At 62.8% G+C, this 12924-nt stretch carries 8 protein-coding genes; 1 reads left to right on the top strand and 7 read right to left on the bottom strand.

Annotated elements, in window-relative coordinates; translation table 11 throughout:
- Window positions 1–52: 52 nt before the first annotated feature.
- The 7 genes from GQX66_RS04535 to GQX66_RS04505 all read right to left on the bottom strand — a co-directional run bounded on the left by GQX66_RS04535 (window position 53) and on the right by GQX66_RS04505 (window position 7463).
- Window positions 53–1693, bottom strand: coding sequence for a BatD family protein (locus GQX66_RS04535; protein ID WP_129974084.1), 1641 nt, complete (start codon window positions 1691–1693; stop codon window positions 53–55).
- On the bottom strand, window positions 1690–3426 hold the full coding sequence (locus GQX66_RS04530) for a tetratricopeptide repeat protein (RefSeq protein ID WP_129974085.1): 1737 nt from the start codon (window positions 3424–3426) through the stop codon (window positions 1690–1692). Before GQX66_RS04530 ends, GQX66_RS04535 begins: the two co-directional genes overlap by 4 nt.
- Entirely contained in the window at window positions 3423–4502 is a 1080-nt protein-coding gene (locus GQX66_RS04525) for a VWA domain-containing protein (protein ID WP_240867009.1), read from the bottom strand. Before GQX66_RS04525 ends, GQX66_RS04530 begins: the two co-directional genes overlap by 4 nt.
- Window positions 4495–4992, bottom strand: a complete 498-nt coding sequence (locus GQX66_RS04520; protein ID WP_085746250.1) for a DUF4381 domain-containing protein — start codon at window positions 4990–4992, stop codon at window positions 4495–4497. The genes GQX66_RS04525 and GQX66_RS04520 overlap by 8 nt, the downstream gene beginning before the upstream one ends.
- Window positions 4989–5933: a DUF58 domain-containing protein gene (locus GQX66_RS04515; RefSeq protein WP_007959332.1), complete on the bottom strand. Its 945-nt coding sequence runs from the start codon at window positions 5931–5933 to the stop codon at window positions 4989–4991. The genes GQX66_RS04520 and GQX66_RS04515 overlap by 4 nt, the downstream gene beginning before the upstream one ends.
- A gap of 5 nt (window positions 5934–5938) precedes the next feature.
- Entirely contained in the window at window positions 5939–6898 is a 960-nt protein-coding gene (locus GQX66_RS04510) for a MoxR family ATPase (protein WP_011334589.1), read from the bottom strand.
- 211 nt (window positions 6899–7109) lie between these two features.
- Window positions 7110–7463 carry a hypothetical protein gene (locus GQX66_RS04505; RefSeq protein ID WP_003225678.1) on the bottom strand — a complete coding sequence of 118 codons (354 nt, stop codon included), beginning with the start codon at window positions 7461–7463 and terminating at the stop codon, window positions 7110–7112.
- 516 nt (window positions 7464–7979) lie between these two features.
- Here GQX66_RS04505 and GQX66_RS04500 point away from each other — a divergent pair.
- Window positions 7980–12866: an NAD-glutamate dehydrogenase gene (locus GQX66_RS04500; RefSeq protein ID WP_240867006.1), complete on the top strand. Its 4887-nt coding sequence runs from the start codon at window positions 7980–7982 to the stop codon at window positions 12864–12866.
- Window positions 12867–12924 lie beyond the last annotated feature (58 nt).

Raw genomic sequence — 12924 nt, 5'->3', positions numbered from 1 at the left:
GGGGCGGATTTATTTGATTAATAAATCCGCCCCTTTTTTATTTTTTACTGAGCTACTTCGGATAAAGCGGCGGCAACCCACTGTCCCCAACCGGATCCTGCACCCGCTCCGCCGTTGGAATCGTACGGATCGCCCGCCACAAATCCTCACCCTGCCAATGCTGCCCCGTCTCGCTGTACAGCGCGCCGTTCAAACCATCGAGCGCATCCGACAGCGGCACAAAACGCGCCGCCATATCCGCCAGGGTTTCCGGTTGCTGGCGGGCCCAGGCGTCGAGGGCCTGGCGGGTGGCGTGGGGGTCGTTGGCCTGGCTGGCGCGTTTGATGTCGTCGAGCAGGGTGCGGGGGCTCGGGCCGGTTTGCGCGGCGCGCAGGATTGCCGGCTGCCAGCGGGCACGCCACCAGAGGCCGAAGCCGAGCAGGGTGGTGCAGGCGAAAACGAAGGTGCTGAGTTTCCACCACCACAAGGCTTCGCTGTCGGCCGCGCTGAGCGGTTGCGTGCTGCCCGCCGGGGTGTCGACTTGCAGGCTCGGGTTGTTCGCCACCTGCAGGGTGCGCGCCGGCAGGCTGGTGTGTTCCAGGTGATCTTCGAAGGTGTTCCACCAGACCACGTCCACCGTTGGCAACTCGATCGAACCGCTGCGGCTCGGCACCAGTGCTTCGCGTTCTTCACGGCTGCCGATCAGGCCGCGGTCGCTGCTCTGGTTGTTCAGCACCGGTTGATCCGGATAGCGGCGCAGGCCGTTGGCTTCGGTGGCGGGCAGGGCGGGCAGTTGCGAGCTGGCCAGGCCTTCGACCTTGAGGGTCAGGCTGCGGGTCAGGGAGTCGCCGACCTGGGTGTGTTCCGGCTCCGGGTTCCAGCTTTCGCTCAGGCTCAGGCTGCGGGCCGGCAGCCACGGTGCGTCGCTGGGGTACGTCATCGGTTTCGGTTTGACCGTCAGCGAGGTGGCGGTGGAGCTGACGCGCATCAGTTTGCCCGGCTTCGGCCCCTGCGTCGTGGCGTCCTGCGAGGGCTGGGTGTCGACGAGTGTGGCGCTGAAAGTCTGCGGGGCGATGCTCAGCAAGCCGCTGTGCTGCGGATAGATCGCATAGCGCATCTCGATCACGCCATGGCGCACACCGTTGATGTCTTTTTCGTAGGTGCGCATGTCGCCCAGTTGCTCGATGCGCGCGTCGGCGATCTGCAACGGCGTCAGGCTGCTGTCGTCGTACAGCGACACCGAATGGTAGATGCGCAACGTCAGGATGGCCTGGGCCTGCACGTAGACGCTGGTCTGGTCGAGGCTGGCTTCGATGAACACCGGTTCGCGGGCATTGTTCTCTTCGCGGTTGTCACTCTCGATCACCTGCACGGTGATCGGCTGGCTCTCGACGTCGCCCAGTTTCAGCGGCGGGATTTCAACGCTGCCGTTCTGCTTGGGCAGCAACGTGATGATCCAGCGAGTGGTGGCGCGGTTGTCTTCGTTGAGTGTGTTCAACTGGTTGACCTGACGCGTGCCGCGCACTTCGAACAGCGGTTCCAGCGGGCTCAGATCCGGTTTGCCGAACTGCGTGACATCGTTGGATTCGAGGGTGAGTTCGACCGTCTCGCCGGAGTTCAGGCGACTGCGATCCACGCTGGCTGTCAGCTCGGCCGCCTGGGCGGTGGCCGTGCAGATCAGCAGGGGCAGCAAGAGAGCGGTGAAACGGGTCATCGAATGTTTTCCTGATCCTGATGTTGTTGCTGTTCGTACCAGAATTTGCGTCGCAGCAGTTCGCCCGGGTCATCCGGGATCTTGCCCAGCCATTGTTCCAGCGCCTGCTGTTGCTCGCCTTCGAGGTTGTCCTCATTGGGGCGCAGCAGCGGCGCAGTGTTCTGTTCCTCGCCCGGTTCGCTGTCCGGCAACTCGTTGGCACCCGGCAGCGGCGGGGTGGTCGGTGGCGGTTCGCTGGCGGACTCGCCGGTCTGCGACTCGCTTTGGGTTTCGCTTTTGACCGCTGGTGGTGGAGCGGTCGGTGGCGGCGGTTCATCGCCCGGTATGTTTGGCTGCGCCGGTTTGTCTTGCGGTTCGGCCGGCGGCGGGGCGTTTTTCTGTTTCAGCAGGTTTTCCACCAGCGCCTTGTTGGTCAGCGCCGGGCGCAGATCCGGCTGGCGTTCCAGGGCCTGTTCGTAGGCGTCCAGAGCCGCTTCCAGCTCGCCGCTTCTGGCCAGGGCGTTGCCACGATTGTAGTGGGCGTGGGCGTCATTGCCCTCGGCGAAATGCTGAGCGGCGCCACTGTAGTCGCCGGCCTCGTACAACGCCACCCCTTGCCATTGCGGATCTTCGAAATGCTTCGCCGCTTCGGCCGGGCGCTTCTGTTTGAGCAGATGCAGGCCTTGCTGATCGGGGCGCAGCCACAGGTCTTCGAAGTCGAAGGCATAGCTCGGTTGCGGCAATGCCAGCAGCAACGGCAGGCAGAACAACCAGCCACGCCGCCCGGCGCACGCGGCGAGCAACAACAGCGGCAACAGCAGCCAGTACCCCTGATCGGCCCAGGTGTCGAGGCGCACGGTCTGGCCATCGTCGCGCAGGCTGCGCGGGCCATCGAGCAGGCCGAGGTCGCCCAGATCGGACTCATCCAGCCGCGCGCTGCGGTACTCGCCGCCGACCGCGTTGAGGAAGGCGCCGAGGCCCGGGCTGTCAAGTTGCGGCACCCGGATCGCGCCTTGTTCATCCTTGAGGAAACTCCCGTCCTCCTGAGCAATCGGCGCGCCCTCAGCGGTGCCGACACCGAGCATCAACAACTGCGCCGATTGGCCGCTTAGTGCATTGCGAATACCTTGGCGTTCCTCTTCCGACAGCGAAGAGCCAATCAGCAGAATCCGCCCCTGACCCAGCGCTCCCTGCTTGAGCAGCGCCAGCGCCTTGCCAACCGCCAGATCGGCGCGATGGCCGCTTTCCGGCATCAGCGAGGGCTTGAGCGCGTCGAGCAGGTTGCGACTGGTCGCCAGGTCATCCGACAGCGGCACCAGCGTATGGGCGCTGCCGGCGTAAACGACGATGGCGGTCTGGGCATCGCTGCGCACTTTCAGCAGGTCGAACAGCTTGCGCCGGGCCTGTTCCAGTCGCGTTGGCGGCGAATCGGTGGCAAGCATTTCCGGGGTCAGTTCCAGCACCACCACCAACGGGTCGGCGGGTTTCTGGCTGGTTTGTTCGACCCGCTCCCAGCTCGGCCCGAGCAACGCCAGAATCGTCAGCAGCCAGGCCACGCTCAGGGCGACCCACGGCAGTTTGCTGTCGCGACCGCTGCCGCCACTGAGCAGCGTGGCGTGAAAGGCCGGCGGCAGAATCATCTGCCAGCGACCGGCGCGTTTCTGTCGGTGCCAGAGCTGCCAGATCAGCCAGCCGAGCGCCGGCAGCAGCAACAGCCACCAGGGACGGAACCAGTGCGGCCAGAGAGCGATCATCGGCGCCTCCGCAAACGCAAACGCTTGAGACGGTCGCGCCAGTCAGGCAGGGGGCTTTGCAGATACAGCTCCTTGGTAAACAGTCGTTGCAGCGGGTTGTCCGGCCACAACACACGGGCCACCAGCAAAATACTCAGCAGCAGCGCGAATGCCAGCGGCCACTGATACAACGCCTGCGCCGGACGGGCCTGGGTAGGTTGCTGAGTCACCGGTTCGAGCTGGTCGAGGGTGTCCTTGATCGCTTGCAGTTGCTGGCCGTCGCGGGCGCGGAAGTATTGGCCGCCGGTGACCTCGGCGATGGCCTTGAGTGCCGGTTCGTCGAGATCGAGGGTCGGGTTGCCGCCGAGCAACGCCGTGGCGCCGCTTTCTTCGGGATCGGCGCCGATGCCGATCGGATATATTTTCACGCCTTCGCTGGCGGCCAGTTTGGCGGCGGTCAGCGGGTCGATTTCGCCGCCATTGTTCGCGCCGTCGGTGACCAGAATCAGCACCCGACTCTGGGCCGGGCGCATGCGCAGGCGCTTCAGGGCCAGGCCGATGGCGTCGCCAATCGCGGTGTTCTTGCCGGCGATGCCGATCCGCGCTTCGTCGAGCCAGACCCGAACGGTGCGCCGGTCAAACGTCAGGGGTGCTTGCAGGTAGGCCTGGCTGCCAAACAGGATCAGGCCAACGCGGTCGCCATCGCGACTTTCGAGAAAATCACCGAGCAAATGCTGAACCAGCGACAGGCGACTGACGTCTTCGTCGTTCCATTGCATGTCCGGAAAATCCATCGAGCCGGACACGTCCACTGCCACCAGCAGATCACGACCGCTGGCGGCAATCGGCAGCGGTTCGCCGAGCCATTGCGGGCGGGCGGCGGCGATCAGCAGCATCAGCCACAGCAACATGAACGGCGCTTGCTGGCGCCACGCTGGCAGATTGGCCCGGGCGCGGCGGCGAGCGAGGCCTTCCAGGTCACCGAGGAAACTCACTTTCAGCGCCGGTTCGCCGCTGTCGGCCACCGGCAGCACGAGGCGCATCAGCCACGGCAGCGGCAACAGCAGAAAGATCCACGGCCAGGCGAACTCAAACATGTTTGCGGATCCAGGTGTCGACTGCCTGGGTCAGGCCGGCGATGGCTTTGTCGTCGAGCTTGCACTCGGGTTTGTAGGCGCCTTCGACGAGCACCATCCAGCGGGTCAGGCCGGCGGCGGGGCAACGGTTGTCGAGAAACGCCAGCCATTTGCGGCCGTTGAGGGTATGGCTCTGGCTGTAGGGATAGTGGTTGCGGCACAGGCGTTTGAGCAGGCCGTTGAGCTGCTGCAGCCAGGCCCCGGCCGGGGCGCCGTCGTAGGGTTTGGGCATCTGCGCCAGTTCGGCGAGTGCGGCGATACGCACCGGATCGAGCGGCAGTTCGGCGCGCACGACCGGTTTTTTCTTGATCGGAATGAAACGTCGCAGCCGCCAGATCACGAAACCGATTACCGGCAACAGTAAAAGCAGCAGCCACCAGCCCGGCGCCGGCGGCCAGAAGGCAATCGGTGGCGGGGAGATCAGTGGTTGCAGTTGTTCGAGGCCGTTCATCGACCTTTCCCCGGACGTTGCGGGTTCAGGAACTCGCGCATCTGCTCAACCATTTCGCTCTGGGTGCTCAGTGGCATCAACAGCACTCGCAGCTTCTGCGCGAGCAATTCCCAGCGAGCGATCCGCGCTTCGGCCTGGGCGCGGTAGGTCTGGCGCAGATCGAAATTGAGGGTGTCGAGTTCCAGCTGCGCGCCACGTTCGGCGAATCTCAGCAGGCCGGCGGCGGGCAGGGCGTGATCCAGCGGATCGGACAGCGGCAGCATCAACAGATCGCAATGGCGCGACAACAGGCTCAATTGCTGCTCGGCGCTGTCGGACAGTGCGCGCTCGTCGCAGATCACGATCACCAGACTGCCCGGTCGCAGCACTTCGCGGGCCCGGCGCAACGCCACGCCAAACGCATCGCGATCCGGCTCCCGCTCGCTGTGCAGCGACTGATTGACCTTCACCAAGCGGTTGAGCAGTTGCAACAGGCTCTGCTTGCTGCGGCGCGGTTTGATTTCGTAATGCTCGTTGTCGCCGAACACCAGTCCGCCAACCCGGTCGTTATGACCCAGCGCGGCCCAGCCGATCAGCGCCGCAGCCTGCGCCGCGAGCACCGACTTGAACATCAGCCCGGAGCCAAAGAACAGCCGCGTGCTTTGCTCGACCATGATGAAAATCGGCCGTTCGCGTTCTTCATGGAACAGTTTGGTGTGCGGTTCCTGAGTCCGCGCGGTGACGCGCCAGTCGATGGTGCGCACGTCGTCGCCGGCCTGATAGACCCGCACCTGATCGAAATCCACACCACGACCACGGAATTTCGAGTGGTGCAGGCCGATCAGCGGGCTGCGCTGGCTCGGCGTCGAAAACAGCTGCACTTCGCGCACGCGGTGACGCATCTCGATCAGCTCGGCGAGGCTGATGCGGATGCCCGGTTCGGACGGCAGGGAGGCGTTCATCGGGGTCAAGCGACGGCTACGACGTCGAGAATCCGTTGCACCACGCGATCCTGATCGATGCCAGCGGCTTCGGCTTCAAACGACAGAATGATGCGGTGACGCAACACGTCGAACAGCACCGCCTGGATGTCTTCCGGGCTGACGAAGTCGCGACCGGCCAGCCAGGCGTGGGCGCGGGCGCAGCGGTCGAGGGCGATCGAGCCGCGCGGGCTGGCGCCGTAGGCAATCCACTCGGCCATTTCCGGGTCGAACTTGGCCGGGTTGCGCGTGGCCATGACCAGTTGCACCAGGTATTCCTCGACCGCGTCCGCCATGTACAAGCCAAGGATTTCCTTGCGCGCGGCGAAGATCGCCTGCTGGCTGACCCGGCGTTCGGGCTTGGTTTCGCCGTTCAGGGCTTCGCCGCGGGCCTGTTGCAGGATCCGACGCTCGACGGCGGCATCCGGGAAGCCCATTTTCACGTGCATCAGGAAGCGGTCGAGCTGGGCTTCGGGCAACGGATAGGTGCCTTCCTGCTCGATCGGGTTCTGCGTGGCCATCACCAGGAACAGCGGCGACAGCTCGTATGTACTGCGCCCGACACTGACCTGACGTTCGGCCATGGCTTCCAGCAGCGCCGATTGCACCTTGGCCGGGGCACGGTTGATTTCGTCCGCCAGCACCAGGTTGTGGAAGATCGGGCCTTGCTGGAACACGAAGCTGCCGGTTTCCGGGCGATAGATCTCGGTGCCGGTGATGTCGGCGGGCAGCAGGTCCGGGGTGAACTGAATGCGATGGAACTGGGCTTCGATGCCCTCGGCGAGCTCTTTGATCGCTTTGGTCTTGGCCAGACCCGGAGCGCCCTCGACCAGCATGTGGCCGTCGGCGAGCAGGGCGATGAGCAAGCGCTCGATGAGTTTTTCCTGGCCGAGAATCTGCGTTGAAAGAAAGGTTCGCAGCGCCAGCAGCGCTTCACGATGTTCCATCGATGACTGTTCCTGGAAAGGGTGGCCACAGGCGTTCGGATAACGCCGGGGCTGGGGGCGTTACTTTAATCCATCGCAGGGGGTGGCGACTAACGGCATTTTGCGCAAAGTGCGGGAAATGACCGGGGCAATTGTTGGAATTTTGTAGGGCGGGGGAGGTGCGGTGTTCTTTCGGGCCCTTTCGCTCGCGAAAGGGCCGGCCCAGATGCCATCAAATCTGGCTGATATAGGTGCCAGTACCATCAAGAATGTTCTTCAGGGTTTCCTCGACTTCAGCCAGATCCACCATGTCCGGATTGAAAGTGATTTCCAGCACATCATCCCCGTTCAACGCATCGGCATCCGCTGCCGCGATTTCGATCTTCAGCAGGGTCTTGGTCAGGGTGACTTTCACGCCATCAAGGGTCGACGGCTCGCCGTCCAGCGTAATCTCCAGCTCGTCCTCGTCCGGGTAGCGGCTCATCAGGAACATGTCGCCCTTGTCGCTGTGGCAGCAGAGCATGGCCATGTTGTCTTCTTCGTCGTCGCACGGGTTGACGATCAAAAGGGCGGTGGTCATTTGCATGGGGAATTCCTGCCTCGGCGGGCTTGTTGGTCGCAATTGGGGGCGATTTTGCCAGCCCCCGGGAATTTCTGCATGTGAGAGTGTCAGAGGATGTGTTGTGAACGCGACACAGATCAATGGTCATTCCTGGCACGCCTGTACCGTAAAAACGGGCATTCAGACCGGCGTTCCGCCCCATGAATGCTAGTGTTTATCGATGCGCAGGCCTTGGTTTACGTGCCAATGACCGAATATGTCGCAGCACCGCAAGCAGACACATTGTCGCACCCATTAAGCTGCGCAACGGATGAGCACCCGTAAAGGCATTGCCAGGGCCCCGCGAGCGGCGCCGGGCAGTCGTTTTTGCAGATGCCCATTCATGGAAGGTGAATGTGACCTGAGTGTCTCGTCCAGCTTCACCCACCTGTCACCCTGTTTCCTCTGCCCGAGAATCAGGAACAGGGCGACGGAACGCCCCGAAAGGGGTTTTGCACGCGACGCTTTCCATCAATAACAAGCCCAAGCGGAGTACCACAGATGGCGTTCTTCACCGCAGCCAGCAAAGCCGACTTCCAGCACCAACTGCAAGCGGCACTGGCGCAGCACATCAGTGAACAGGCACTGCCACAAGTGGCGCTGTTCGCTGAACAATTCTTCGGCATCATTTCCCTGGACGAGCTGACCCAACGTCGCCTCTCCGACCTCGCTGGCTGTACTCTTTCTGCGTGGCGCCTGCTTGAGCGCTTCGATCACGCGCAACCGCAAGTGCGCGTCTACAACCCCGATTACGAACGTCACGGCTGGCAGTCGACCCACACCGCGGTCGAAGTGCTGCACCATGACTTGCCGTTCCTGGTGGACTCGGTGCGTACCGAGCTGAACCGTCGCGGCTACAGCATCCACACCCTGCAGACCACCGTGCTCAGCGTGCGTCGTGGCAGCAAGGGCGAATTGCTGGAAATCCTGCCAAAAGGCACCACCGGCGAAGGCGTGCTGCACGAGTCGCTGATGTACCTGGAAATCGACCGCTGCGCCAACGCGGCCGAATTGAATGTGCTGTCCAAGGAACTGGAGCAGGTCCTGGGTGAAGTCCGCGTCGCGGTCTCCGATTTCGAGCCGATGAAGGCCAAGGTGCAGGAAATCCTCACCAAGCTCGATAACAGCGCATTCCCCGTCGATGCCGACGAGAAGACCGAAATCAAGAGCTTCCTGGAATGGCTGGTGGGCAACCACTTCACCTTCCTCGGCTACGAAGAGTTCACCGTTGTCGATCAGGCCGATGGTGGCCATATCGAATACGACCAGAACTCCTTCCTCGGCCTGACCAAGATGCTGCGTACCGGTCTGACCAACGAAGACCGCCACATCGAAGACTATGCCGTGAACTACCTGCGCGAACCGACCCTGCTGTCGTTCGCCAAGGCCGCGCATCCGAGCCGCGTGCACCGTCCGGCCTACCCGGACTACGTGTCGATTCGCGAAATCGATGCCGACGGCAAAGTGATCAAGGAACACCGCTTCATGGGCCTGTACACCTCGTCGGTGTATGGCGAGAGCGTACGTGTGATTCCTTTCATCCGCCGCAAGGTCGAGGAAATCGAGCGCCGTTCCGGCTTCCAGTCCAAGGCTCACCTGGGCAAGGAACTGGCACAGGTGCTGGAAGTGCTGCCGCGTGACGACCTGTTCCAGACTCCGGTCGACGAACTGTTCAGCACCGTGATGTCGATCGTGCAGATCCAGGAACGCAACAAGATCCGCGTGTTCCTGCGCAAAGACCCGTACGGTCGTTTCTGCTACTGCCTGGCCTACGTGCCGCGCGACATCTACTCCACCGAAGTTCGCCAGAAAATCCAGCAAGTGCTGATGGAACGCCTGAAGGCTTCCGACTGCGAATTCTGGACGTTCTTCTCCGAGTCCGTGCTGGCCCGCGTGCAACTGATCCTGCGCGTCGACCCGAAAAACCGCATCGACATCGACCCGCTGCAACTGGAAAACGAAGTGATCCAGGCCTGCCGCAGCTGGCAGGACGACTACGCCGCCCTGACCGTCGAAACTTTCGGCGAAGCCAACGGCACCAACGTGCTGGCCGACTTCCCGAAAGGCTTCCCGGCCGGCTACCGCGAGCGTTTCGCTGCGCATTCGGCCGTGGTCGACATGCAGCACCTGCTCAACCTGAGCGAGAAAAAGCCGCTGGCCATGAGCTTCTACCAGCCGCTGGCCTCCGGCCCACGCGAGCTGCACTGCAAGCTGTATCACGCCGATACCCCGCTGGCCCTGTCCGACGTACTGCCGATCCTGGAAAACCTCGGCCTGCGCGTGCTGGGTGAATTCCCGTACCGTCTGCGTCATACCAACGGTCGCGAGTTCTGGATCCACGACTTCGCGTTCACCGCCGCCGAAGGTCTGGACCTGGACATCCAGCAACTCAACGACACCCTGCAGGACGCGTTCGTCCACATCGTCCGTGGCGATGCCGAGAACGATGCGTTCAACCGTCTGGTGCTGACCGCCGGCCTGCCATGGCGCGACGTGGCGCTGCTGCGTGCCTACGCCCGTTATCTGAAGCAGATTCGTCTGGGCTTCGACCTCGGCTACATCGCCAGCACCCTGAACAACCACACCGACATCGCTCGCGAACTGACCCGGTTGTTCAAGACCCGTTTCTACCTGGCCCGCAAGCTCGGCAGCGATGATCTGGACGACAAGCAACAGCGTCTGGAGCAGGCAATTCTGACCGCGCTGGATGACGTTCAAGTCCTCAACGAAGACCGCATCCTGCGTCGTTACCTGGACCTGATCAAAGCGACCCTGCGGACCAACTTCTATCAGACCGACGCCAACGGCCAGAACAAGTCGTACTTCAGCTTCAAGTTCAACCCGCACTTGATTCCTGAGCTGCCGAAACCGGTGCCGAAGTTCGAAATCTTCGTTTACTCGCCACGCGTCGAGGGCGTGCACCTGCGCTTCGGCAACGTTGCTCGCGGTGGTCTGCGCTGGTCCGACCGTGAAGAAGACTTCCGTACCGAAGTCCTCGGTCTGGTAAAAGCCCAGCAAGTGAAGAACTCGGTCATCGTGCCGGTGGGTGCGAAGGGCGGCTTCCTGCCGCGTCGCCTGCCACTGGGCGGCAGCCGTGACGAGATCGCGGCCGAAGGCATCGCCTGCTACCGCATCTTCATCTCGGGTCTGCTGGACATCACCGACAACCTGAAGGACGGCAAACTGGTACCGCCGGCCAACGTCGTGCGTCATGACGACGATGACCCGTACCTGGTGGTCGCGGCGGACAAGGGCACTGCAACCTTCTCCGACATCGCCAACGGCATCGCCATCGACTACGGCTTCTGGCTGGGTGACGCATTTGCGTCCGGTGGTTCGGCCGGTTACGACCACAAGAAAATGGGCATCACCGCCAAGGGCGCGTGGGTTGGCGTTCAGCGCCACTTCCGCGAGCGCGGCATCAATGTCCAGGAAGACAGCATCACCGTGGTCGGCGTGGGCGACATGGCCGGTGACGTGTTCGGTAACGGCCTGTTGATGTCCGACAAGCTGCAACTGGTTGCCGCGTTCAACCACATGCACATCTTCATCGACCCGAACCCGGATCCGGCCACCAGCTTCGCCGAGCGTCAGCGCATGTTCGATCTGCCGCGTTCGGCTTGGTCCGACTACGACACCAGCATCATGTCCGAAGGCGGCGGCATCTTCTCGCGCAGCGCGAAGAGCATCGCCATCTCGCCACAGATGAAAGAGCGCTTCGACATCCAGGCCGACAAGCTGACCCCGACCGAACTGCTGAACGCCTTGCTCAAGGCGCCGGTGGATCTGCTGTGGAACGGCGGTATCGGTACTTATGTCAAAGCCAGCACCGAAAGCCACGCCGATGTCGGCGACAAGGCCAACGATGCACTGCGCGTGAACGGCAACGAACTGCGCTGCAAAGTGGTGGGCGAGGGCGGTAACCTCGGCATGACCCAACTGGGTCGTGTGGAGTTCGGTCTCAATGGCGGCGGTTCCAACACCGACTTCATCGACAACGCCGGTGGCGTGGACTGCTCCGACCACGAAGTGAACATCAAGATCCTGCTGAACGAAGTGGTTCAGGCCGGCGACATGACCGACAAGCAACGCAACCAGTTGCTGGCGAGCATGACCGACGAAGTCGGTGGTCTGGTGCTGGGCAACAACTACAAGCAGACTCAGGCCCTGTCCCTGGCGGCCCGCCGCGCTTATGCGCGCATCGCTGAGTACAAACGTCTGATGAGCGACCTGGAAGGCCGTGGCAAGCTGGATCGCGCCATCGAGTTCCTGCCGACCGAAGAGCAACTGGCCGAACGCGTTGCCGAAGGCCATGGCCTGACCCGTCCTGAGCTGTCGGTGCTGATCTCGTACAGCAAGATCGACCTCAAGGAGCAGCTGCTGGGCTCCCTGGTGCCGGATGATGACTACCTGACCCGCGACATGGAAACGGCGTTCCCGCCGACTCTGGTCAGCAAGTTCTCCGAAGCCATGCGTCGTCACCGTCTGAAGCGCGAGATCGTCAGCACCCAGATCGCCAACGATCTGGTCAACCACATGGGCATCACCTTCGTTCAGCGACTCAAAGAGTCCACCGGCATGACCCCGGCGAACGTGGCTGGCGCTTACGTGATCGTGCGCGACATCTTCCACCTCCCGCACTGGTTCCGTCAGATCGAAGCGCTGGACTATCAGGTTTCCGCTGACGTGCAGCTGGAGCTGATGGACGAGCTGATGCGTCTGGGCCGTCGCGCTACGCGCTGGTTCCTGCGTGCCCGTCGCAACGAGCAGAACGCTGCCCGTGACGTCGCGCATTTCGGTCCGCACCTGAAGGAGCTGGGCCTGAAGCTGGACGAGCTGCTGAGCGGCGAAATCCGCGAAAACTGGCAAGAGCGTTATCAGGCGTACGTCGCCGCCGGTGTACCGGAACTGCTGGCGCGTATGGTGGCGGGTACGACCCACCTCTACACGCTGCTGCCGATCATCGAAGCGGCCGACGTGACCGGTCAGGATCCAGCCGAAGTGGCCAAGGCGTACTTCGCCGTGGGCAGCGCGCTGGACATCACCTGGTACATTTCGCAGATCAGCGCCTTGCCGGTTGAAAACAACTGGCAGGCCCTGGCCCGTGAAGCGTTCCGCGACGACGTCGACTGGCAGCAACGCGCGATCACCATCGCCGTTCTGCAAGCGGGCGGCGGTGATTCGGACGTGGAAAACCGTCTGGCACTGTGGATGAAGCAGAACGACGCCATGATCGAACGCTGGCGCGCCATGCTGGTGGAAATCCGTGCCGCGAGCGGCACCGACTACGCCATGTACGCGGTGGCCAACCGTGAGCTGAACGACGTGGCGCTGAGCGGTCAGGCAGTTGTGCCTGCTGCGGCGACTGCGGAGCTTGAGCTTGCTTGAGTAGCCGTTGAATGAAAAAGCCCCGCTCTCGAAAGAGGCGGGGCTTTTTCATGCCTGT

Origin of the sequence: Pseudomonas sp. B707 (assembly GCF_022496685.1) — a bacterium.
Classification (GTDB): Bacteria; Pseudomonadota; Gammaproteobacteria; order Pseudomonadales; family Pseudomonadaceae; genus Aquipseudomonas; species Aquipseudomonas paraglycinae.
This window is presented reverse-complemented; position numbering and strand designations above follow the sequence as displayed.

Coding starts and splice junctions, on each gene's coding strand:
- GQX66_RS04505 (WP_003225678.1), bottom strand. CDS start 7,463: ATGCAAATGACCACCGCCCTTTTGATCGTCAACCCGTGCGACGACGAA.
- GQX66_RS04525 (WP_240867009.1), bottom strand. CDS start 4,502: ATGTTTGAGTTCGCCTGGCCGTGGATCTTTCTGCTGTTGCCGCTGCCG.
- GQX66_RS04515 (WP_007959332.1), bottom strand. CDS start 5,933: ATGAACGCCTCCCTGCCGTCCGAACCGGGCATCCGCATCAGCCTCGCC.
- GQX66_RS04535 (WP_129974084.1), bottom strand. CDS start 1,693: ATGACCCGTTTCACCGCTCTCTTGCTGCCCCTGCTGATCTGCACGGCC.
- GQX66_RS04530 (WP_129974085.1), bottom strand. CDS start 3,426: ATGATCGCTCTCTGGCCGCACTGGTTCCGTCCCTGGTGGCTGTTGCTG.
- GQX66_RS04510 (WP_011334589.1), bottom strand. CDS start 6,898: ATGGAACATCGTGAAGCGCTGCTGGCGCTGCGAACCTTTCTTTCAACG.
- GQX66_RS04520 (WP_085746250.1), bottom strand. CDS start 4,992: ATGAACGGCCTCGAACAACTGCAACCACTGATCTCCCCGCCACCGATT.
- GQX66_RS04500 (WP_240867006.1), top strand. CDS start 7,980: ATGGCGTTCTTCACCGCAGCCAGCAAAGCCGACTTCCAGCACCAACTG.